The 21,387-nt window shown below is 73.1% G+C and carries 19 protein-coding genes; 13 read left to right on the forward strand and 6 right to left on the reverse strand.

From position 1 onward, the window contains the following. Positions 1-135: 135 nt before the first annotated feature. The 8 genes from mpaP (at position 136) to ABT116_RS08730 (ending at position 9,363) form a co-directional block, all read left to right on the forward strand. Complete coding sequence (gene mpaP, locus ABT116_RS08695) at positions 136-1,776, forward strand: daptide biosynthesis intramembrane metalloprotease (RefSeq protein ID WP_351629762.1); 1,641 nt, start codon at positions 136-138, stop codon at positions 1,774-1,776. 13 nt (positions 1,777-1,789) lie between these two features. Continuing rightward, positions 1,790-4,300: a class III lanthionine synthetase LanKC gene (gene lanKC, locus ABT116_RS08700; protein WP_351629765.1), complete on the forward strand. Its 2,511-nt coding sequence runs from the start codon at positions 1,790-1,792 to the stop codon at positions 4,298-4,300. Continuing rightward, a complete protein-coding gene (locus tag ABT116_RS08705; protein WP_351629767.1) occupies positions 4,297-5,703 on the forward strand; it encodes a YcaO-like family protein in 1,407 nt (468 codons plus the stop codon). Before lanKC ends, ABT116_RS08705 begins: the two co-directional genes overlap by 4 nt. Before the next feature lie 72 nt (positions 5,704-5,775). Further along, the gene (locus ABT116_RS08710) at positions 5,776-6,660 is read left to right on the forward strand and encodes an ABC transporter ATP-binding protein (RefSeq protein ID WP_351629770.1); all 885 of its coding nucleotides are present in this window, start codon (positions 5,776-5,778) and stop codon (positions 6,658-6,660) included. Next, on the forward strand, positions 6,657-7,919 hold the full coding sequence (locus ABT116_RS08715) for an ABC transporter permease (protein ID WP_351629773.1): 1,263 nt from the start codon (positions 6,657-6,659) through the stop codon (positions 7,917-7,919). The genes ABT116_RS08710 and ABT116_RS08715 overlap by 4 nt, the downstream gene beginning before the upstream one ends. A gap of 78 nt (positions 7,920-7,997) precedes the next feature. Then, on the forward strand, positions 7,998-8,177 hold the full coding sequence (locus tag ABT116_RS08720; protein ID WP_351629776.1) for a hypothetical protein: 180 nt from the start codon (positions 7,998-8,000) through the stop codon (positions 8,175-8,177). A 137-nt stretch (positions 8,178-8,314) separates the two neighbouring features. Beyond that, a complete protein-coding gene (locus ABT116_RS08725; protein WP_351629777.1) occupies positions 8,315-8,557 on the forward strand; it encodes a hypothetical protein in 243 nt (80 codons plus the stop codon). Between the two features lie 116 nt (positions 8,558-8,673). Then, on the forward strand, positions 8,674-9,363 hold the full coding sequence (locus tag ABT116_RS08730) for a response regulator transcription factor (RefSeq protein ID WP_351629780.1): 690 nt from the start codon (positions 8,674-8,676) through the stop codon (positions 9,361-9,363). Between the two features lie 53 nt (positions 9,364-9,416). Here the strand turns inward: ABT116_RS08730 and ABT116_RS08735 are convergent, their stop codons facing one another. Then, positions 9,417-11,051 carry an ATP-binding protein gene (locus ABT116_RS08735; RefSeq protein ID WP_351629782.1) on the reverse strand — a complete coding sequence of 545 codons (1,635 nt, stop codon included), beginning with the start codon at positions 11,049-11,051 and terminating at the stop codon, positions 9,417-9,419. A gap of 302 nt (positions 11,052-11,353) precedes the next feature. On the opposite strand from ABT116_RS08735, the gene ABT116_RS08740 reads away from it, so the two are divergent. Further along, complete coding sequence (locus tag ABT116_RS08740) at positions 11,354-11,713, forward strand: SH3 domain-containing protein (RefSeq protein ID WP_351629784.1); 360 nt, start codon at positions 11,354-11,356, stop codon at positions 11,711-11,713. A gap of 105 nt (positions 11,714-11,818) precedes the next feature. Here ABT116_RS08740 and ABT116_RS08745 read toward each other — a convergent pair whose 3' ends face one another. The 5 genes from ABT116_RS08745 to ABT116_RS08765 form a co-directional block, all read right to left on the reverse strand. Continuing rightward, complete coding sequence (locus tag ABT116_RS08745) at positions 11,819-13,129, reverse strand: ABC transporter permease (protein WP_351629785.1); 1,311 nt, start codon at positions 13,127-13,129, stop codon at positions 11,819-11,821. Continuing rightward, positions 13,126-13,836: an ABC transporter ATP-binding protein gene (locus ABT116_RS08750; RefSeq protein WP_351629788.1), complete on the reverse strand. Its 711-nt coding sequence runs from the start codon at positions 13,834-13,836 to the stop codon at positions 13,126-13,128. The genes ABT116_RS08745 and ABT116_RS08750 overlap by 4 nt, the downstream gene beginning before the upstream one ends. Further along, entirely contained in the window at positions 13,833-15,098 is a 1,266-nt protein-coding gene (locus tag ABT116_RS08755; protein ID WP_351629790.1) for a peptidoglycan-binding protein, read from the reverse strand. The genes ABT116_RS08750 and ABT116_RS08755 overlap by 4 nt, the downstream gene beginning before the upstream one ends. Positions 15,099-15,115: 17 nt before the next feature. Next, positions 15,116-15,685 carry a hypothetical protein gene (locus ABT116_RS08760; RefSeq protein ID WP_351629793.1) on the reverse strand — a complete coding sequence of 190 codons (570 nt, stop codon included), beginning with the start codon at positions 15,683-15,685 and terminating at the stop codon, positions 15,116-15,118. A 160-nt stretch (positions 15,686-15,845) separates the two neighbouring features. Next, on the reverse strand, positions 15,846-17,033 hold the full coding sequence (locus ABT116_RS08765; protein WP_351629795.1) for a pyridoxal phosphate-dependent aminotransferase: 1,188 nt from the start codon (positions 17,031-17,033) through the stop codon (positions 15,846-15,848). A gap of 128 nt (positions 17,034-17,161) precedes the next feature. Here ABT116_RS08765 and ABT116_RS08770 point away from each other — a divergent pair, with 128 nt between their 5' ends. The 4 genes from ABT116_RS08770 to ABT116_RS08785 all read left to right on the forward strand — a co-directional run bounded on the left by ABT116_RS08770 (position 17,162) and on the right by ABT116_RS08785 (position 21,356). After that, complete coding sequence (locus ABT116_RS08770) at positions 17,162-17,425, forward strand: hypothetical protein (RefSeq protein ID WP_351629800.1); 264 nt, start codon at positions 17,162-17,164, stop codon at positions 17,423-17,425. 592 nt (positions 17,426-18,017) lie between these two features. Continuing rightward, positions 18,018-18,545 carry a DUF2617 family protein gene (locus ABT116_RS08775; RefSeq protein WP_351629804.1) on the forward strand — a complete coding sequence of 176 codons (528 nt, stop codon included), beginning with the start codon at positions 18,018-18,020 and terminating at the stop codon, positions 18,543-18,545. 159 nt (positions 18,546-18,704) lie between these two features. Next, positions 18,705-20,360, forward strand: coding sequence for a polyamine aminopropyltransferase (locus ABT116_RS08780; protein ID WP_351629806.1), 1,656 nt, complete (start codon positions 18,705-18,707; stop codon positions 20,358-20,360). A 183-nt stretch (positions 20,361-20,543) separates the two neighbouring features. After that, entirely contained in the window at positions 20,544-21,356 is an 813-nt protein-coding gene (locus tag ABT116_RS08785; protein WP_351629807.1) for an SRPBCC family protein, read from the forward strand. Positions 21,357-21,387: the final 31 nt, after the last annotated feature.

Below are 21,387 nucleotides of genomic sequence, written 5' to 3' on the forward strand. Positions count from 1 at the left end.
GCTCGGCCCCCCCTGGCGCGCCGCGGGGGGCGAGCGCTGTCGGGGGGGGCGGTCCGGCCGGCCCGCCCGGCCGGACCCCCGCAAGGGTGCAACGCGCTCTCCCACTCCCCGCCGCCGTCCCGTTAAGGAAACTCCATGAGCGCTGTCACGAGTCCACCGCCGCCCACCATCCCGGCCCACGCGCGGCGCCCCCGCCTCGCCCCGAGCGCCGAGGTCCACTCGCCGGCCGACGGCCAGGGCGACTGGGTCCTCCAGCACGGCGCCCGCTACGTACGGATCAACGAAAGGGTCGCGGATCTCGTCCAGGAGCTGGACGGGGAGCGCGACCACGAGGCCCTCGCCGCCCGGCTGGGCGGTGCCTGGAACACCGAGCGGGTGGGCAGCGCGATCTCGCGGCTCGACTCCCTCAAGCTGCTCGACGACGGTGAGACCCCGGCGCCCCCCGTCGCCCCCCGCTTCCAGATCGTCCCGCCGATGACGCTCCAGCTCACGCTGCTGCGGCCGGGACGCACGATGCAGGCCATGGGCCCGCTGTTCGCCCGCCTCTTCTCCCGGGGCGCGGTGGCGGCCGGGATGCTCTGCGTCCTGCTCGGTGTCGCCGCCCTCGCCGCCCAGTGGGACGCGGTCGCGGTGACGCTCAACAGCCCCATGTCCGCGGGCACGTTCGCCGGAGTGCTCTTCGCCCTGCTGCTCGGCGTGTCCATCCACGAGCTGGGCCACGCCGCCGTGCTCATCCGCTACGGGGGCCGCCCCTCACGCATCGGCGTCATGCTCTTCTACCTGATGCCGGCGTTCTTCTGCGACGTGTCGGACGCCTGGCGCCTCCCGGCCCGCCGGCAGCGCGTGCACACGGCCCTCGCCGGGCCCGCGGTCCAGACGTCCCTGGCGGCCGCCTCGGCCCTCGCGGCCTGGCCCCTGCCGGACGGCACCGCCAAGACCTGCCTGCTCTTCTTCGCGGTCACCAGCTACGGAACGGCCCTGCTCAACCTGACGCCGTTCATCAAGCTCGACGGCTACATCGCCCTCATGAGCCATGTGGACGTCCCGTACCTGCGCGACCGCGCCATGGCCGACGCCCGCCGCACGCTCGCCCGGTTCCTGTTCGGCGGCACGTACCAGCGCGAACTGCCCACCCGCTGGACCGTCGTGTACGGCTTCGCCTGCCTCGCCTTCCCCGTGTACTTCCTGAGCGCCGCCCTCCACACCTGGCTCGGCACCCTCCAGCGGGTCGGCTGGGTGGGGCTCCTGCTGGCCGCCTGCGGGCTCTCGTACCTCGCGTGGATCGTGATCCGCGGCGCCGTCCGGCTCTCCGCCGAGGTGAAAGCCGCCGGCGTCCGCCCGGTCCGGGTCGGAGCCGTCTGCACCCTGCTGGCCGCCCTAGCGTGCGCCGCACTGTTCCTGCCGGTCGGCCAGACGGTGGCCGCCGCCTACGTCACCGACGCCGCCGGCACCCGCCTGGTCCTGCCGCAGAGCTCCGCGGACGAGCGGATACGCCCCGGGCAGCGCGTGACGCTGCGGACGAACGGCCTGGTGCTGAACGACACCGTCGCCACCGCCCAGGTGGGAGCCGCCCGGTCCGGCAAGGCCGAGGTCCCGGTCTCCGCCTACTTCCCCGTCGACATGGGAGATGCCGTGGTCATGGACTCGACCGCCTACCCACTGGACCTCGCCCGCACCCCCACGCCGGCCGCCGGCACCGCCGAGGTCGAGCTCGGCAGCGTGCCCCTGTGGAAGTCCCTCCACCGCACCTACGTGCTTCCGTTCCTGCCCTTCTGACCCTGGAGACACCGTGCTCGACACCCGGTTCATCAACTTCTGCCGCGCGGACTCGCTCTTCTACGACGCCCCCGCCACCGAGTCCGTCGGCGCGGACTTCCACGAGGGCCGGAACCTGCCCGAGGGCTGGACGGCCACCCGGGGGCGGGAGTGGACGGTCTGCGTCCCACCCGACTCCCGGGTCCCCGACCAGGGATGGAAGATCCACGTCGCGGCGTCCCCCGACAACGCGGCCGGACTCCTCGACACCGTCGCGCCGTACTGCGTCGAGCACGGGCTGATGTACAAGTACATATCCGACCCGGAGACGCTCGCCCGCCGGGGCAGCAAGTACGGGGACCGCAGCGCCAGCGGCAAGTTCATCACCATCTACCCCGCCGACGAGACGGAGCTGAAGCAGGCCCTGGACGGCCTGGAGGAGCTCGTCGGAGGCACCCGCGCCCCGTCGATCCTGAGCGACCTGCGCTGGCGGGAGGGCCCGCTCCACGTGCGGTACGGGGGCTTCGTCCTGAAGACCACCCGGCTCAAGGACGGGACCCTCACCCCCGCGATCACCACCCCGGACGGCGAACTCGTCCCCGACGAGCGGCGCCCCGGGTTCCACACCCCCTCCTGGGTCACGATGCCGTCGTTCCTGCAGGAGGCACTCGCCGAACGGCGCGCCCGCACCCTCGGCGACTTCCCCTTCCGCGTCTACAAGGCCCTGCACTTCTCCAACGGCGGGGGCGTCTACCGCGCCGTCGACAAGCGCGACGGGAGCGAGGTCCTGCTCAAGGAGGCCCGCCCGTTCGCCGGCCTCGACGCGGCCGGGGACGACGCCGTCGCCCGTCTCGACCGCGAGCAGTGGGCGCTGTCCCGGCTCGCCGGGCTCGCGTCCGTTCCCGCGCTGAGAGACGTACGCAAGGGCAACGAACACCACTTCCTGGCCCGTGACTTCGTCGACGGCACCCCGCTCACGGACCTCGTGCGCCTCCGCCACCCCTACGGCACCACCGACAACACGCCGCAGGCCAGGGCGGCGTACGCGGACTGGGCGCTGAACATCATCGGCCAGGTCGCCGAGGCCGTGGACGCCATGCACGAACGCGGTGTGGTCTTCGGCGACCTGCATCCGGGCAACATCCTCGTGTGCCCCGACGACACCGTCGCCTTCATCGACATGGAGACCGCCACCCCCGCCGAGGAGATGCGCCCGCAGGCCATGGGCTCCCTCGGCTTCCGGGCCCCCGACCACCTCCGGGGCCCCGCCGTCGACCTGTTCGCGCTCGACGTGCTCCGGCTGACGATGTTCGTCCCCATGCCGCACGTCGTGCCGTGGGGCACCCAGAAGATCCGCACGCTGATCGACGCGGCGGTCCGTGACTTTCCCCTCCCCGAGTCCTTCGCCCGGCAGATCGAGCGCGGCCTCGGCGACGATGTCCTCGGCGCCCGCACGGAGTTCGGCGTGCGCTGGCCCGCCGCCGGGGAGGAGACCGGGAACCTGATCGCGACCATCGCCACGTCCATCGTCGAGGCGGCCACCCCCGAGCGGACCGACCGCCTCTACCCGGGCGACGTCTCGCAGTTCATCGTCGCCGACGGGGGTGTGACCTTCGCGTACGGGGCGGCCGGCGTGCTCTGGGCGCTCCACCGCGCCGGTGCCGAGGTGCCCGCCGAGCACGTCGAGTGGCTGCTCGCCCAGGCCGGGGAGGTCACCGGCGACGGCCCCGGCTTCTTCACCGGCCTCGCCGGCATCGCGTACACCCTGGACGAACTCGGCCACGCCGACGCCGCCGACGCGGTCATGGAGCGTGCCTTCGCCGGGTGCGACGCCAACGTGACGACGACTCTGGCGACCGGCCTGTCGGGCCTCGGACTGACGGCGCTGCACCTGGCCGCCCGGCGGGGGGACGACGAGGGCCTGCGCCGGGCGCTCCAGCTCGCCGACCGGCTGCCCGACGCGCCGGCGCCCCAGCGCATCGGCCTGCTGCACGGCCGCTGCGGCAGCGCGCTCCTGCTGCTGCGCCTGTACGAACACACCGGCCGCACCGACCTGTTGGACCGGGCCGTGGCCGAACTCCACGCGGAGCTGGAGCTCATCGAGCGCACCGACTTCGACGACCGTCTCCTCAGCCCCGGGCTCGAGGGTTCCGCCGGCATCGTGCTCGCCCTGCGGGCCGCGCTGCGGCACACCCCCGACGACGAGCGGCTGCGCACCGCGGTGAACCGGCTCGTGGACCTGCGGCGGGGCGGCTTCGCCACGTCGTGCAGCCTGCTGCACGGACGTGCGGGCGAGATCCTCGCTCTCCAGGACGGCGGCAGCACCTCCGAGCGGGACGTCCTGGGCTTCCACCTCGAAGCCCTCGGCTGGGAGGCGATCGCCGCCGAACCCGGTCGCGTCGACTTCCTCGGCAACTACGGCTACCGCCTCTCCACGGACCTGGGCACCGGCTCGGCGGGTGTCCTCGTGGCCCTCGCCGCCCTGCGGGACGGCACCCCCGCCCTGCCCTTCCTCGCCCCCGCGGTCGTCGAGGTGCGAGGGTGATCGACATCCCGGCCACCCTCGCCCCCGCGTCGGGCATCGCCCTGCGCTACGCGGTGACGCCCCCGCACGACGACGATCCGCTGTGGAGCAGCGCGGTCGAACTCCACGCGGTGGAGGGCTTCACGGGCACGGTGGGCTCCGCGGGTTACGCGGCCTCGGCTGGGGTTTCGGGTTCGGTGGGGTCTGCGGGCTCCACGGGCTACCCGGCCTCGGCCGGGGCCCCGGGCCCGGCGGGGTCGGTCGGCTCCACCACCACCACCGCCACCGCCGGCCCGGGTGCCCTCCTCCTGGACCCCCCGCTGTCCGCCCGGTTCGCCGGGGCCAGCGGTACCACCCGGGTCGACGCCCTGCTGCGCGGAGCGGGCGAGGCCGTCGAGCGGCGCGCCCTGCACCCCTCGGCCGCCCACCCCGCCCGCTCCGGCACCGCGGCCCGCCTGGACGGCACGACGCTGTACGCGCACCACCCGGGCCACGCCCTGTCCCACCCCGACGCCGAGGCGTGCGACCTGTCCTGGTACGAGGCCCGTGCCCTGGACTCGGACACCCCCGTCCTGGTCCCCGCCGACCTCGTCGACTGGCCCGCCCACCGGGCCGACCTGTTCGACCCGAGCCCGTCCGGGGCGGCGGCCGGTGCGAGCCACGAGTCAGCCCTGGCCGCCGCGATGACCGAGGTGACGGAGCGGGACGCCCTCACCGTCGCCTGGGGCCGGCAGCTGCGCCTGCCGACGTACACCCCCTCGCCCGCCGACACCGGGCTCCGGGCGGTGTGGGAGCGGGCGCGCGCGGCGGGGCTCACCCCCGTCCTCGCCCGCATCCCCACCGCCGTACCCGGACTCTGGTGCATGACCGCCTGCCTGATCGACCCGGAGGGCCCGGGCGCCCTGGCCGCCGTCGGCATGAAGGCGTCGACCCGGCCGGCCGAAGCCGCCGCCAAGGCGTTCCAGGAGGCGTGGCAGGTACGGGCCGCGCTGCGGGCGCTGCGCGCCCAGGGCGAGAGCGGAAACCGCGCCCCGATCGTCACGGAGCACGACCGGCTCTGCCACATGCTGACCGGCGCCGCCTACGCGTCCGTGCGCGACTGGGTCGCGGGCTTCCAGGAGCCGAGCACGCTTCCCGCTCCCACGACCGCGCGGGACCTGGGGGCGGAAGAGATCCGGCGGGCCCTGACCGCCGACGGCGCCGGCCTGCTCGCCGTCGACCTCACCCCGCGCCTCCCGCCGGCCGTCACCGCCATGGGCTGGCACGTCGTCAAGGTGCTGGCCCCCGGCTACCAGAACCTGCGGATGGACGAGACCCATGCGTGGAGCTGGCACCTGCCCCGGCTGGCGTCGGCGGTCCAACGGACCGGCTGCCCCGCCCGCCTGGACGACCCACGGGAAGCGGCCCCGCACCCCTTGCCCTGACCCCGCGGTGGTCCGCCGCCGCTCGTCCCCCCACCGTGAACCACCGATCAACCGAGCTGAGAGAAGACACAGATGCTGGAACTGGAAGAACTCGTACGAGACTTCGGCGATCACCGTGCCGTCGACCAGGTGTCCTTCCGCGTGTCCAGAGGCCGGCTGACCGGGTTCGTCGGCGGGAACGGCGCGGGCAAGACCACCACCATGCGCATGATCATGGGCGTACTGGCCACGAACGGCGGCGAGATCCGCTGGGACGGTGCCCCCGTCACGGCCGCCGACCGCAGGGACTTCGGCTACATGCCGGAGGAGCGGGGCCTCTACCCCAAGCAGACCGTCCTCGGCCAGCTCGTCTATCTGGCCCGGCTCCGCGGCCAGGGCAACGCCGAGGCCCGCCGTCACACCCTCGAACTGCTCGAACGCCTCGGGCTCGCCGAGAAGAGCCAGGCCCGGCTGGAGTCCCTGTCCCTGGGGAACCAGCAGCGCGTGCAGATCGCGGCCGCCCTGCTCGGCTCCCCGAAACTGCTCGTCCTCGACGAGCCCTTCTCCGGACTCGACCCGCACGCCGTCGACACGATGGCCGAGCTGCTGCGCGAGTACGCCGCCGCCGGCATCCCGGTGCTGTTCTCCTCCCACCAGCTCGATCTGGTCGAGCGGCTCTGCGACGACCTGGTGATCATGGCCTCCGGCCACGTCGTCGCCAAGGGCACCGCGGACGAGCTCCGGCACCGCGACAGGCCCCGGTACCACCTCGTCACCGGCGCGCCCGCCGGCTGGGTCCGTGCCGTGCCCGGCGTGACCGACGTCGAGGAACTCCCCGACGGAGCCCGCGTCGAGCTGGCCGCCGACGCCGACCCCGGCGCGCTCCTGACCCAGGCCCTGAGCCGGGGCGACGTGCACGCCTTCACCCCCCTCGTTCCCAGCATCGCCGACGTCTACCGGGAGATGACCTCCGCATGAGCACCGTGACCTCGAACCCCGCCGACCGGGCCGAGACGTCGCCCGGCCCGAAGGGCACGCCCACGGCTTCCGGTGGCCCCTCCCGTGCGGCCACGCCCGCCGCCTGGCGCATCGTCGCCGCCCGCGAGATCTCGGTGAAGCTCACCAACCGCGGCTTCCTCGTGTCGACGCTGGTCACCCTCGCCCTGATCGTGGGCGCGATCGGACTCCAGCTCTACCTGGCCGACTCGATGGGGAAGATCACCGTCGCGGTGGCCGACCGGCAGGCGGGACAGATCGCCGGCCAGGCCGAGCAGCTGGCCGTCCGGGCGGACCAGGACGTCGAGATCACCGTCCGGCAGAAGACGTCCGCCGAGCAGGTGCGCGAGGCCGTGCGGTCCGGTGACGCCGAGGCCGGGCTGCTGTCCGAGGGCGGCCGCTGGGTCCTGCTCGGCGACACCGGGCAGAACGACATCGCCGCCACCTGGATCGGCGCCGCGGTGCAGACGAACGCCCTCGACCGGAACGCGCAGGCCGCGGGCACCAGCCTGGCGGCCCTCAGCGAGGGGGCGCAGGTCGAGCACGTGCTGCTCTCGGCCGACAAGACGCCCGAGGGCGCGGTCCGGATGACCACGTACTTCTTCGGCTTCCTCTTCTACCTGGCCGCGGTCCTGCTCGGCGCGGCGCTCGCGACCAGCGTCGTGGAGGAGAAGCAGAACCGCATCGTCGAGCTCATCGCCAGCTCCGTCCCGCTGCGGTCCCTGCTCGTCGGCAAGATCGTCGGCTCCACACTCCTGGCGCTCGCCCAGATGGGGCTGTTCTGCCTGGTCGGCGTCGGCGGCCTGATGTTCACGGGCGAGCAGGAGTTCCTCGCCGACATCAGTTCCGGCCTGGGCTGGTTCCTCGTCTTCTACGTCGTGGGCATCGCGGTCCTGGCCTGCCTGTTCGCCGCCGCGGGCGCGCTCGCCACCAGGAGCGAGGACATCCAGTCCACCACGACGCCGGTGAACGCGATCACCGCGCTCGTGTTCATCCTCGGCGTCACCGTGTCCGGCGGTGTGCGCGAGATCCTCTCGTTCCTCCCGCTGACCTCGACCGTCACCATGCCGGCGCGCGTCCTGGCGGGAGAGACCGCCTGGTGGGAGCCCGCCGTCGCGCTCGTCCTGTCCATCGCCGCGGCGGTGTTCATCGTCGGGGTGAGCGGCCGCGTGTACCGCCGGGCGCTCCTGCAGACCGACCGCAAGCTCTCGTTCCGCCAGGCCATGAAGCTGACGGACTGACGTTCCCGTACCAGCAGAACCGCCGGTCACACACGCCGGTACAGCCAGAAACCCGACCCCCCACCGGAAGGAAATCCGATGACCGCCTCCCGCTCCACCACCTCCCTCGCCGCCCTTCTGGCCGTGCTCGCCTGCGTGGAGGTGGTGCTGTTCGCCAGCGACGCCGCCGACGGTGTCCGCTACGGCGTCGGCGCCGCTGTCGCCGTCGCGATCCTCGTGCTGGTCGCCCGGCTCGCCAAGGGCGGCTCCTCCGACTGACGGGCGCGGCCCGTGTCCGGGGCCGGCCCTGCCGCGCCGGCCCCGGACACGGACTCCCCGTCGGCCCGTGGTTCCCACGTGAGTGGGAAGACAGCCTGCCTCACCGACGTCCCTTCTCTTCCTCTGCGGAGCTGTCCATGAACTCCCCCCATCAGGTGTCGATCACCGGACCGTCCGGGGCGCCGCCAGAGACGGCAGCGATCCGTTTCGTATCCCTTCTCCCGGCCGGATGGCATGCCGAGGTCGGCGGGTTCGAGGAGAATCTCGCCCGCCTCCACCTCACGGCCCCGCCGGGAACCACCAGGTCCGAAGCCACCCGGACCGCCACCGACATCCTGTCCCAGCCCGGCCTCCAGGGCTGGCACCTGACCGACGAGTGACAACCGGTACTGTGCAGCGAGTGCGGTCGGCCCGGGATTTTCCGGAGGTGGGAATTCCGGAGGCGCGTTGATATCAACGGCGCTGGAATCGTGCAGGGCCTCGCTGAGGAGAATCGTTGAGCGCGCGCATCCTGATCGCCGAAGACGACGAAAAACAATCTCGTCTCATCCGGATCTATCTGGAACGGGAAGGCAACGCCGTGCAGGTCGTGGCCGACGGCCGGGCAGCGCTGGAACGGGCGCGTTCGACGGGGCCGGATCTCATCGTTCTCGATGTGATGCTGCCGCTCGTCGACGGACTCGACGTATGCCGCATTCTGCGTGCCGAGGCCCACGAGGTACCGATTCTGCTGCTGACCGCGCGCAGCACCGAGGAGGACATGCTCCTCGGCCTCGACCTGGGGGCCGACGACTACCTCACCAAGCCGTACAGTCCCCGCGAACTCACCGCGCGAGTACGGGCGCTGTTGCGGCGCTCCAGGAAAGCCGGCGCGGCCGGGAGCGAGGTACTGCGGGTCGGCGCGGTCGAACTGGACACCGCCCGCTTCGAGGTCCGGGTGGCAGGCCGCCCGGTGGCGCTGACCTCCAAGGAGTTCTCGATACTGGAGGCTCTGGCCCGCGAGCCGGGGCGGGTGTTCACCCGGGCCCAGATCATCGAGCGCGCCTTCGGCTTCGACAGCGACGTGCTCGAGCGCACGGTGGACGCCCATGTGCGCAACCTGCGCCGGAAGCTGGGGGACGACCCCGCCAGGCCGCGCCATCTGGAGACCGTGTACGGCCGGGGATACCGCCTGGTGGACGGCTAGGGTCTGTCGTTTGGCGCCCACCCGAGCGCGCGCGGGGTCCTGACCGGGGTCGATCAGCCGGTGTCCGCCGACGGTCCGGTCGTGGCGAGCGTGACGGTGAAGGTCGTGCCGACGCCGACGGTGCTCTCCACGGCGATCGTCCCCTGGTGGTCGGTCACGATCTGGCGGGCGATGGACAGCCCCAGGCCACTTCCTCCGGTGGCGCGGCCCCGTGCCGCGTCCGCCCGCCAGAAGCGGTCGAAGAGATGCGGCAAGTCCTCGGCGGGTATCCCCTTTCCGGTGTCCCGCACCTGAAGGGACGCGAGATCGCCGTGCCGGGCCAGCGCCAGTGTCACCGTGCCGCCCGGTGCCGTGGCCCTCAGCGCGTTGGCGACCAGATTGCCGACGACCTGGCGCAGTCGGTCGGCGTCGGCGACGACGTCCACGGCTCGCGGCGCCTCCAGCCGCAGCGCGACACCCGCCGCGTCGGCCTGGGCACGGTGAGCCGTGCCGGCGGCTTCGAGGAGCTCGCGCAGGTCGACGCGCACCCGGTGGTAGGTGAGCGCACCGGCCTCGGCCAGCGCGAGATCCTGCAGGTCGTCGACGATCCGCTGCTGCAGCAGCGCCTCCTCGTGGAGGGAATCGAGCAGCTCCGGGGTCGGCTCGACGACCCCGTCCCGCAGGGCCTCCAGATAGCCGCGCAGATTGGCCAGCGGGGTGCGCAGCTCGTGGGCGATGTCACCGGTGAGGCGGCGCTGGCGCTCCTCGCCGGCCTGTATGGACTCAGCCATCCGGTTGAAGGCACGGCCGAGTTGGGCGATCTCGTCCCGGCCGGAGACGGGCACCCGCCGCCCCAGGTCTCCCTCGCCCAGCCCCCCGGCGGCCAGGGTCATGGCACGGACCGGGCGCAGCACCGCCCGGCTCAGGAGCAGGGCGCCGAGCACGGCGGCGAGGGCGACGCCGCCTGCGACGGCCATCGTGGGCGCCGCGGCCAGGGTGGGCGGGGACTCGTCCCGGACGCCGAGACGGATCACCAGGCGTGGCGGGGCGGCGGAGCCCATGCGCTCGTTGAACACCCGCTGCAGGCAGGTGGTGAACTGCTGCTCCGACTCGCATGTCCGGATCACCTCGAGGTCCTGCGGCGTCTGCGGGTCCGGTTCGCCTTTCGGCTCCTCGCACTGTTCCGGCCGGCGCTCTGTGCTGATCCGCGGCACGCCGGTGTCGTCCGGCCGGGCCGTCACCTCGGCCCCCGCCCGGGTCAGACAGGCCGCGTACACCGCTACGGCGCGGTACTGGGCGATCGCGGTCGCCGTCAGCTTCATCGAGGTCCGCGGCAGCTGTCGCGCGGGGATCCGCAGGAGGGGACGCGGGTCGACCAGCACGGGCGGCTGGTTGCTCACCGGGCGGGGGGCACGGCCCTCGAGCGCGTCGGAATCGGCGAGCAGGACGTCGTTCTCGGTGGCGACCCGGATGCGCTGGCCGGTGTCCTTGGCCAGGCGGCTCACCGTCGGCGAGAGGCCTTCCCAGGTGCTGTGCGCGAACCCGTACGCGCGGAGGTCGCCGGTGATCCGGGAGACCTCCTGCCGTCCCGCGGTGACACTCTCCTGGACCTGGCGGTTCGCCTGACGCAGGGTCAGCCAGCCGGTGGCGGCGGTGGCGGCCATCGCGACCAGCATCAGCAGGCCGAGTACCCGAAGCCGGAAGCTCATCGCGTGCCACCCCGCCCATCTGCCGGAACGTGTGTGCTCAAGGGGACTCGGATACTCGTCAAGGGGGCGCTTCCCGCCGAAAGGACTGTGGAATGGCGCATTTCCTCTTCCGGTGTTTTCGGTCTCTCATGGGCAGTAATTGGACGGTTGCGGGCGGAATGATTTCGTCAGCATCTTTTTGACTGTGATCGTACTGACGCCACTTGCACACCGATTGGTGCAGTGGTCGCTGTTTCGTTCAGGTGTCGTCCAACGGCCTGGGGAAGCAGTGCCGACAGAGTGCGCATTCATGGGGGTTAAAAGTGAAGCGTCGAATCGCGGCTGTCGTACCCGCCCTGGCGGCGGTGGCCATGGCCGTCCCGCTCGCCCTCTCCACCCCGGCCACCGCAGCCGCGTCCTGCGGCAGGACCGCCTCCGACATGGACAGCAGCGCCTGGAACAGGACGGCCAACGGGGCCAACGAGAGAAGCGGCTCCAGCACCAACTGCGCCAGCAACGGCATCGCCTACAACACCCACCGCCTCGACTACCACTGTTACACGCGCATCGGCAACACCAGTGAGACCTGGACGTACCTCCGGAACGACACCACCGGTACGTCCGGCTGGGTCCGCGACGACCTGCTGAGCGACGGCGGCAGCCTCGTCTACTGCGGCTTCTAGTACGTTCGCCGGCACTCCCGCGGGAGTGCCGGGCCAGCAGGACTGATGGTGTGTCAGGGGCGGTCTCACCGAGGCCGCCCCTGACTCGTACGACGGGCGGGCCGCTCAGGAGCCGGACAGGGCCTCCGTCGGTGACAGCCGGCTCGCCCGTACCGCCGGATACAGTCCGGCGATCATGCCGATGACCAGAGTGCAGCCGATCCCCGCCGCACTCGCCCACACCGGGACGACCGTCGGCCAGCCGCGGCTGAGGGCGTAGACCGCCGTGATCGCCGTCCCCAGCACCGTCCCGCCGAGGCCGCCGATGAGCGACAGCAACAGCGACTCCGTCACGAACTGGGTCCGGATCTGGCCGCGGGTCGCCCCCAGCGCCCGGCGCAGGCCGATCTCGGGGCGCCGCTCCAGGACCGAGATGACCATCGTGTTGCCGACCCCGACGCCGCCGACGAGCAGCGCCACGCCACCGAGGCCGAGCAGCAGCCCGGTGAGCGCCGACTCGGTGGCCTCGCGGGCGGCGAGCGCGTCGGAGGGCCGGGAGATCCGGACCTGTCCCGGTTTCTCGGGGTACGCCGTGGCCGGCAGCACGCCCCGCACCTCCGCGATCTGGCTGTCCTCGGCGCGGACGTAGACCGTCGACGGATGGCCGTCGAAGCGCAGGTACGTCCGGGCCGCCGGCCAGCCGACCAGCGCCGCGCTGTCGAGTTCCGGCGCGAGCGGTACGGGATCGAGGACGCCGACGAGGGAGAACCAGCGGTCGCCGAGCCAGACCCGGGTCCCCGGTGTGTACACGTCGAGCCGGCCCGCGGCCGTGGAGCCGAGCACGACCGCCGGGTACTGCTCCGTCGCGGAATCCAGCCAGCGGCCCCGGCGGACGTGCCCGCCGACGGCCGGGAGCAGGTGCCTGTCGGCCGCGAGGACCTCGAGGGAGCCGGTGCGTCCGATGGCGATGTGCTCATTGCGGTAGATGTGCGCGTCGGTCGCGCCGGTGGCGGCGACCTGCTGCACGGGCGGGATGCGGCCGATCATCGCGACGGCCTCGTGGGGCAGTTCGGCCTCGGTGCCGTCGAGTGAGTCGCCGGGGGCGACCCGCAGCAGGTTGGTGCCGAGCGCGTCGAGTCGGCGGTCCACCTCCGCCCGGCCGGAGCCGGAGATTCCGACCACCGCGATCATGGCGGCGACGCCGATCGCGATCCCGAGCGCGGAGAGGAAGATCCGCAGGGGACGAGTCCGCAGCCCGGTCCCGCCGAGCCGCACGATGTCCTGAGGACCGAGGCGGGCGGCCCGCAGCCGGCCGCCCGTGCCACCGGCGTCATCGCCCGCTCGTCCGCGGCCACGTCCGCCGCCCCTGCTGGGGCCGGACGGCGGGGTCGGCGGGGCGTCGTCCATGGGCGGGCCGTTCGACGTGACGTCGGTCATCGGACCGCCTCGTCCGCCGCGGCATCGGTCGCGGTGTCCGCCACCACGCGGCCGTCGCGCATCTCGATACGGCGGGGCAGCCCGGCCGCGATCTCCCGGTCGTGGGTGATGACCACGACCGTGGTCCCGGCGGCGTTCAGCTCGCGCAGCAGACCGAGTACGGCCTCTCCGGAAGCGGAGTCCAGGTTGCCGGTCGGCTCGTCCGCCAGCAGGACCGCCGGTTCGCCGATCACCGCCCGGGCCACCGCCACCCGCTGGCGCTCGCCGCCGGACAACTGGTGCGGGAGGTGGTGGACGCGGTGGCTGAGGCCGACCCGTTCCAGCGCCGCCGCCGCGCCGGACCGGCGGCGGCGCAGCGGTACTCCGGCGTACAGCAGCCCGTCGGCCACGGAGTCCAGGACCGGAACCCCTACCGCCAGATGGAACTGCTGGAAGACGAAGCCGATCCGGGTGGCCCGCAGCGCCGACACCTCACGGTCCGTCAGCTTCGCCACGTCGTGCCCGTCGACCAGCACCCGCCCGGCGGAGGGCCGGTCGAGGCTGCCCATGAGGTTCAGCATGCTGGACTTGCCCGAGCCCGACGGGCCGACGACCGCGACGAGTTCGCCGCGCCCGATGCGCAAGGTCACGTCCCGTACCGCCGCCACACCACCGGGGTACGTCTTGGAGACCGCGTCGAACTCCACGACCGCCGATGCTCCGCTCACTCCGGGATCCTCACGTTCATGCCCTCGCGAACCGCGCTTCCGCTCACTTCCACCCGGCCGTCCGCGAAGAGCCCGGTCTTCACCGCGACGAACCGGCCGTCCGCGGTCTCCAGGCCATGGCCGCCCTCGGCCAGGGCGACCAGCGCGGCAACGGGGACGGTGAGGACGTCCGCCCGTTCCCGCCCCACGTACTCGACGGTGACCGGCGCGCTCTCCAGCCGTCCCACGGATTTCTGGTCCTTGATGGTGATGGTCACCGGAACCGTCGGTGCCGCGGAGTCACCCTCCCCGCCTCCCCCCTCGGGCGCGGTCGCGCTCTTCCCCACCGACGCCACCTCGCCCTTCACCGATTTCCCGTCGGGCAGCCCGATCGTGACGGCGGCGCCGCGCACGGCCCAGGAGTCCTCCGCCGCCGAGGCGTTGACGACGACCTTCCGGGACGTGCCGGTGTACCTGAGGACGTCATCGGTGGCCGGCGAGCCGAGCCGGACACCCGCGTGGCCGATCCGTACCTTGCCGGCGGAGTAGACGACGTCCCCGATGCCGACCGTGCCGGTCTGGGGAAGTCCGAGGGATTTCTGCCAGCGCTTGACCGCGCGGGCGGTGAGGTCGGTGAACTCCTCGTCGACGGTGAAGCCGGTGTAGCCGAGAGCGGCGAGATTGCTCTCGAACTGCAGGACGTCCATCCCGCGCAGCGTGCCCCCGGCCCCTCCGGCCCTGGTCCCTCCGGCCCCGGCGCCGCCCGGCGTCGGCGATCCGGAGGGGTCCGGAGCCCCGGAGGTCTCGTCCGTGCGGCCCTGGTCGCCCGAGCCCTCGGTGTCCCCCGCGGTCCCGGTCTCCTGCCGGGTGCCCGCGGTCAGGCCCAGCTCCCGGTACATCGGCAGCGTCCCGTACAGCAGCACCACCGGCCGGTCGTCGACGCGCAGCAGAGTGCCGCCGCGCTTCACGGTCGTGCCCTCCGCGGGCAGCCAGGTCACGGTGCCCGTCGCCTTGACGGGCAGCGGTATCTCGGCGCCGTAGCCCAACTGGCCGTCCACCGTGGTGCGTTCGGTCAGTGTGGTCCGGGTGACCGGGACGGTGGAGCCGGAGCGGGGCGGGGCGGAGGAACCCGCCTGAGACCCGCCTCCGCCGAGGCCCAGCGCACCGACCACGGCGACTGCCGCCACGACGACCAGAGCCGACGCCACCAGGACCGTTCGCCGTCCGCGCCGACCACGCGGCGGCGGCGCGGGAGCCGCCCCGTGCTCGTGATCGGTCTGCACAACCGTCTCCGCCACCATCAGCCCTTGCCCGCGGGCTGGTCCGCCGGGTCACCGATGATCGGAGCGCAGACACGGGTGGCACGCTTGGCTCCCGCCGACGTCTGGTTCCACTCGGAGCCCTGCGCGGTCCCGTCGGGGCCGGGATCGGGAAAGTCGGGGGCGCCGTTCTTCTGCATGCAGTCGGCGTAGTCACGCTTGACCTTGATCTGCTCGGGGCTGAGCGTGGGCTGGTTGGCGTTCTCGAGGCCCTCGGGGACGGCCGCCTTGAGCGAGGCGCACTTCTCGGAGGCGTCCAGGAACTTCGTGTTCTTCTTCAGCGCCGCGTTGTCGCCGAACTCGACCTGCCCCTTGGCGTCCGGATCGGGGGCGTCGACCCCGTTCTCCCGCAGACACTTCACCCACTCGCGCTGGGCGTTCACGTACGCGGCCACGTCGTCGCCGCCACTCGGCGCGGTCGTCTTGCCGGACGCCTTGTCGCCGCCGGCAGTCGGGACCTTCGGGGTGTCGCCCTCGCCCCCGCAGCCGGCCAGGGTGATCGCCATGACCGACGCCGTCACCATGGCCATCAGCACCCGGTTCGTCCTCATCGGTTCTCCCGCCTCCTGTCGCGCCCGACCGCGGGCGCGGCGAGCCTCCCGACCGTAGGCCGGAGGTGATGAAGAACCTTTGAAGAACCTGTCATCCGATCATGCGGCGCGCTTCGGACGGGCGCCACGGCAGCCGGAGGCCCGTCGTCGAGCCGGGCGGCTACGACTTCAGGCGCTTCACGGCCTCCTGAAGTACCTCTGTCCGCTTGCAGAAGGCGAACCGCACGAAGGGGGCGCCCGCCTCCCGGTGGTCGTAGAAGACGGCGTTGGGGATGGCGACGACTCCCGCGCGTTCCGGCAGCGCGCGGCAGAAGGCGAAGCCGTCGCTCTCGCCGAGGGGGCGGATGTCGGTGGTGACGAAGTACGTGCCCGAGGGCCGGAAGACCCGGAAGCCGGCCTCCTCCAGGCCCGCCGCGAGCAGGTTCCGCTTGGCCAGCATGTCGGCGCGGAAGTCCGTGAAGTACGACTCGGGCAGCGAGAGCGCCTCGGCGATCGCGTACTGGAACGGGCCGGCCGAGACGTACGTCAGGTACTGCTTCGCCGAGCGCACCGCCGTGACCAGCTCCGGGGCCGCCGTCACCCAGCCGACCTTCCAGCCGGTGAACGAGAACGTCTTCCCGCTGCTCGAAATGGTGACCGTGCGCTCCCGCATCCCCGGGAACGTCGCCAGCGGCACGTGCTCGGCGTCGTCGAAGACCAGGTGCTCGTACACCTCGTCCGTCACCACCAGCAGGTCCCGCTCCACCGCCAGCTCGGCGATCGCGGCCAGCTCCTCGCGGGTGAGGACCGTGCCGGTCGGGTTGTGCGGGGTGTTGATCAGCAGCAGCCGGGTGCGCTCGGTGACGGCGTCGCGCAGCTCGTCGAGGTCGAGACGGAAACGGCCCTCGTCCTCCTGCGCGCGCAGCGTGACCGGCACCCGGCGCCCGCCGGCCATCGCGATGCACGCCGCGTAGGAGTCGTAGTACGGCTCGAAGGCGATCACCTCGTCCCCCGGCTCCACCAGGGCCAGCAGGGCGGCGGCGATGGCCTCCGTGGCGCCGGCGGTGACCAGGACCTCCGTGTCGGGGTCGTAGGCCAGGCCGTAACGGCGCTGCTGGTGGGCGGTGACCGCGGTACGCAGCTCGGGGACGCCGGGGCCCGGCGGGTACTGGTTGCCGCGGCCGTCCCGCAGGGCCCGTACGGCGGCCTCCCGGATCTCCTCGGGGCCGTCGGTGTCGGGAAAGCCCTGCCCGAGGTTGATCGCGCCGGTGCTCAGAGCGAGGGCGGACATCTCGGCGAAGATCGTCGTCCCGAACTCGGCGAGCCGACGGTTCAGGAGGGGGCGCGCGCTGGAGGTCATGCCGGTCATCCTGCGCCGAAGCTCTGGAGTTCCTCAACTCTGTGTTGGGCCGGGAGCGGGGAGGGCATCACCGCCTCACGCAAGAGCGAGGCGCCCACGGGGGGCCGCTTCGGGGGACATGGAAGGAGGGTGACGTCATGGTCGTCGGCATCATCCTGGCGGTGGTCGGAGTCGTCCTGGTCGGGGCGCTGGTCTCCAAGGCCCGCAGGGGCGGTTCCCGGGGGACGACGCGTCGTGGGGCGTGGGCGTCCACCGGTTCGAGCAGCAGCAGCACCGGTGGCAGCTGGTGGGCCGGTGGGGGAGACTCCGGCTCGTCCGGCGGCGGACACCACGGGGGACACTCCTGCGGCGGCGGGTCGTCCTGCGGGGGCGGTGGTGGCTGCGGCGGCGGAGGCAGCTGACTGACGTCGGCCGTCCTCACGACGGGGGAGCCGCATCCACCGAACGCGGGGTCCACACCTGGGCGGGCCCCGCGTTTTCATGCCGAGGGGGCAGGGAGCCAGGGGGGAGAGGGGCAGGGGTTCCCGGACGGACGACCCGTCGAATGCCTGTCGGGCGGCTTCGCGCGGCTGTCCGCAGCGTCCCATGTCTGTAGGACAACTCGCGTCCGGCATGGTGCGACCCCGGCAACTGCGCGTCCCGAACGGCCATTTCGGGATCTCCCGGAATCCCGGGCACCCCTGCGTCCCGGCTGCGGGCGTGAGACACGGCGCACCGGCGCACGCCTCCCCGGCTCCGGCGCACGCCGTGGTTGAACAGTTGAGCTGTGGAGCCCTCTGAGGGATGGAAACCCTACGAACTTGGGTAAAAACGCTGTGGCGGCGCCACTCTTCATGATTCCCTCTAAGTCACCGACGCAGCCTCTCGGACGATCTGCGGACACCTTCCTGAAACCGGCCGACCGGGCTGCCCCGGGCCGACATCCCCCGGTGCCGTGCCACCGGGGCGCAGCGGACCCCTCTCCCTCTCCTTGTGTGCTTGCGGAGCCGATCCATGCTCACGACCCTGAACACCTCCTACACCGACACGCGCGCGGCCGATCTCGCGTGGGCCCTGGGGCGCGAGCCGCTTCCCGCACTGGCCGTGCTCGACCTCGAACTGGCGGACACCAAACTGCAGTTGCGGCTCCTCGGCGCGTCCCACCAGGTCCTGCTGGAGGAGGAGCGGGGCATCTGCTCGGAGACGGTGGCGTGCATCGCGGGCAGCAGCACCCCGCTTCCGCTCGGCGTCGCCAAGCGGGTGGACGACTGGGAGTACGAGTTCGCGGCCCGCGTCGAGGTCCTCTCGCCCGGCTCCTTCGCGGGCCGCGCCCAGGAGTTGCTGGCCCTCGTCTCCGACCATCCGCACGGCCTCGTCGGCGTCTTCCCCGGCAGCCCGTACGCCTTCACGGCCCTGCTCGCCCAGCACCACGAGGGCCAGATCCACTGGCGGACCTGGCACGCCTACCCGCAGGACGGGCAGTTGGTGGCGACCCGCACGAAGGTGGGCGTGCGCGTACCGGCGGCGGTACTCGCCAACTGACCCCGCCTCGACGGCGACTCGGCATCCGGCTGCCGACCGCCGCCCGGCCCGCCGAACCACGTGCGGCGAACCGATCTCGTACCGATGTCCGACCCCGGTAAACCAGCACCACACGTGTGGGTGACGAACCGCAGTCGAGACGTGACGTAACGTCGCAGCGTGATCGAGCCGCACGCGCCCGCCCCGCCCGGTTGCCCGCCGCCCTGGAGCGCCCCGGGCGGCCCCGGCGGCCCGGCGCGACTGCCCGTGCGGCCCGGCACCGGACGGTTCCTGGTCCTCGCGGGCGTGTTCGTCTGCGCGGCCTGCGGACTCGTGTACGAACTGGAACTCGTCGCGCTCGCCTCGTACCTGATGGGCGACTCCGTCACCCAGGCGTCCGTCGTGCTCTCCGTCATGGTCTTCGCCATGGGCATCGGCTCCCTCGCCGCGAAGCGGCTGCGCCCGCTCGCCGCGGCCGGCTTCGGTGCCGTCGAGGCCACCCTCGCGCTCGTCGGCGGGTGCAGCGCCATGGCTCTGTACGCGGTGTTCGCCTGGACCGGTGACTGGGGCGGGATGTGGGCCAACGGGCCGCGCTGCCTGCTGGTCGCCTTCTCCCTGGCCACCGGGCTGCTCATCGGCGCCGAAGTCCCGCTGCTGATGGAGCTGATCCAGCGGATCCGCCGCCAGGACGCGGGCGGCGCGGTCGCCGACCTGTCCGCCGCCGACTACGTCGGCGCCCTCGTCGGCGGCCTCGCCTTTCCCTTCCTCCTGCTGCCGTTCCTCGGGCAGTTGACCGGCGCGCTGCTCACCGGCGCGGTCAACGCGGTCGTCGGCGGTGCGCTGGTGCTCGGCCTGTTCCGCCGGGACCTGACCCGGCGCGCCCGCTGGCTGCTGCTGGTCGGCAACGCCCTCGTCCTCACGGTCCTCGCCTCGGCCGCCGTCCTCGTCGACGACTTCGAACGGGCCGCGCGGCAGGCGGTGTACGGCGACGACGTCCGCGTGGCGCTCCGGACCGGGGTGCAGGAGGTCGTCCTCACCGGCGGCACGAGCGGGCGGTCCCTCGACCTGTTCCTCGACGGCCGGCTGCGGGTCAGCGGACGCGACGAGCCGCGCTACCACGAGGCCCTCGTCCACCCCGCGATGAGCGGGCCGCACGCGCGCGTGCTCATCCTGGGCGGCGGGGACGGCCTGGCCGCGCGCGAGGTGCTGCACCACCCCGGAGTGGACCGGGTCGACGTCGTCGAACTCGACGCCGAGGTGATCCGCCTGGCCCGCACCGACCCGGCCCTGTCCGCGCTCAACCGGCACGCGTTCGGCGACCCGCGCGTGCACGTGACGACCGAGGACGCCTTCGGCTGGCTGCGCGGAGCGACTGCGGCGACGTACGACGTGGTCGTCTCGGACCTGCCGGACCCGGGGATCACGGCGAGCACGAAGCTGTACTCGCAGGAGTTCTACGGCCTCGCGCGGCGCGTGCTGGCCCCCGGCGGACGGCTGGTGGTGCACGCCGGGCCGGTCGCGGCCGGCCCCCGGGTCTACTGGACGGTGGAGGCGACCCTGCGCGCGGCCGGGCTGCGCACCGCCCCGTACGGCACGGGCGGCCGCCACGCCGGTTTCGCCGCCGGACCCGACCGCACCCCTGCCGACCGCTCCCGGGCGCCCCGCGACTGGGGTTTCGTCCTGGCCGCCCGCACGGACCCGCGGCTGCGGCTCGACCCGGACGGCCCGCGGCCCCGCGTCCTCACGGAGGCGTCCCTGACCGCGGGGGAACGGGCGGCGCGCAGGACGCGGATCGCGGGGTTGCCGGCGTCGACGCTGGTGCACCCGCGCTACTGAGGAGCGGGACCGTCCTCGAAGGGCCGTGCTCACGGGACCCGCCCCAAGAGGGACGTCCTCGCGGGACCCGCCCTCGCGCGACCCCTCCGGCGGGTCGGGAGGATACGCCTGGTGGGGGTGGATCGGGGGCGAATCCCTCAGCCGGGGGTGCGTTCCGCGCTGTGCTGGGTAGAGTCCGTCGACATGGAGCACGAGGTGTTCGTTCCGGTTCCGGCCGAGCGGCTGAGGGAGGTGCTGGACGACCCCGCGCGGGTCGCCCGGGCCGTTCCCGGGCTCCAGCAGGACGCCGGCGCCGAGCCCGTCGCCGGGCGGTTGAAGATCCGCGTCGGCAGCCACTCCGTCACCTACCGGGGAGCCCTGCGGGTGTCCCGGCGCGAGGGCGCGTACGCCGTCGAGGGCGAGGCGGAGGAGTCGCGCGGCAGCGGCTCGGTCAAGATCGCCCTGCGGATCGCCCTGCGCGAGGCGGAGGACGGCTGCACCGTCGTGTACGAGGGCACGGCCGCCGCGGACGGACGGATCAAGGACCTCCCGGCGGACGCGGTGGAGGGGGCGGTCGCCCGGCTGCTGAACCGTTTCGCGGAGCACCTGGCCCTGGTGGCCACGGACGCGGGCGACGACGGTGCGCGGGCGGAGGCCGCGGAGAAGGCCCCCACCGACCCCGGTCTCACCGAGGAACCCCCGGCCCCCGAGCGCCCCTCCGGCTTCGGCGCCGACGTTCCGTCCTCCTCTCCCGGACCCGTGGACGACGAGGACGTCGAGGACGACGAGGACGACGAGGAGGACGACGACATCGCCGAGGCGGCGCACGCGCGACGGACCATGATCGGACGCAGTGCCGAGGAGGTCGACCACGCCCCGCCGCGTGGCCGGTACGCCCCGGTGCCCGCGCCCCAGACCGTGACGGCCCCCACCCCGCTGCGCTGGGCGGCCCCCGCGGCGGCCCTCGCTCTGGCGTCGGCCATCGTGGCGGTCCGGGCCCTGCGCAGACGCCGCTGAACCACGCGGCGGCCGGGCCCGGGCGGCCCCG

Origin of the sequence: Streptomyces sp. NPDC002130 (genome assembly GCF_040296465.1) — a bacterium.
In the GTDB taxonomy this organism is placed as follows: domain Bacteria; phylum Actinomycetota; class Actinomycetes; order Streptomycetales; family Streptomycetaceae; genus Streptomyces.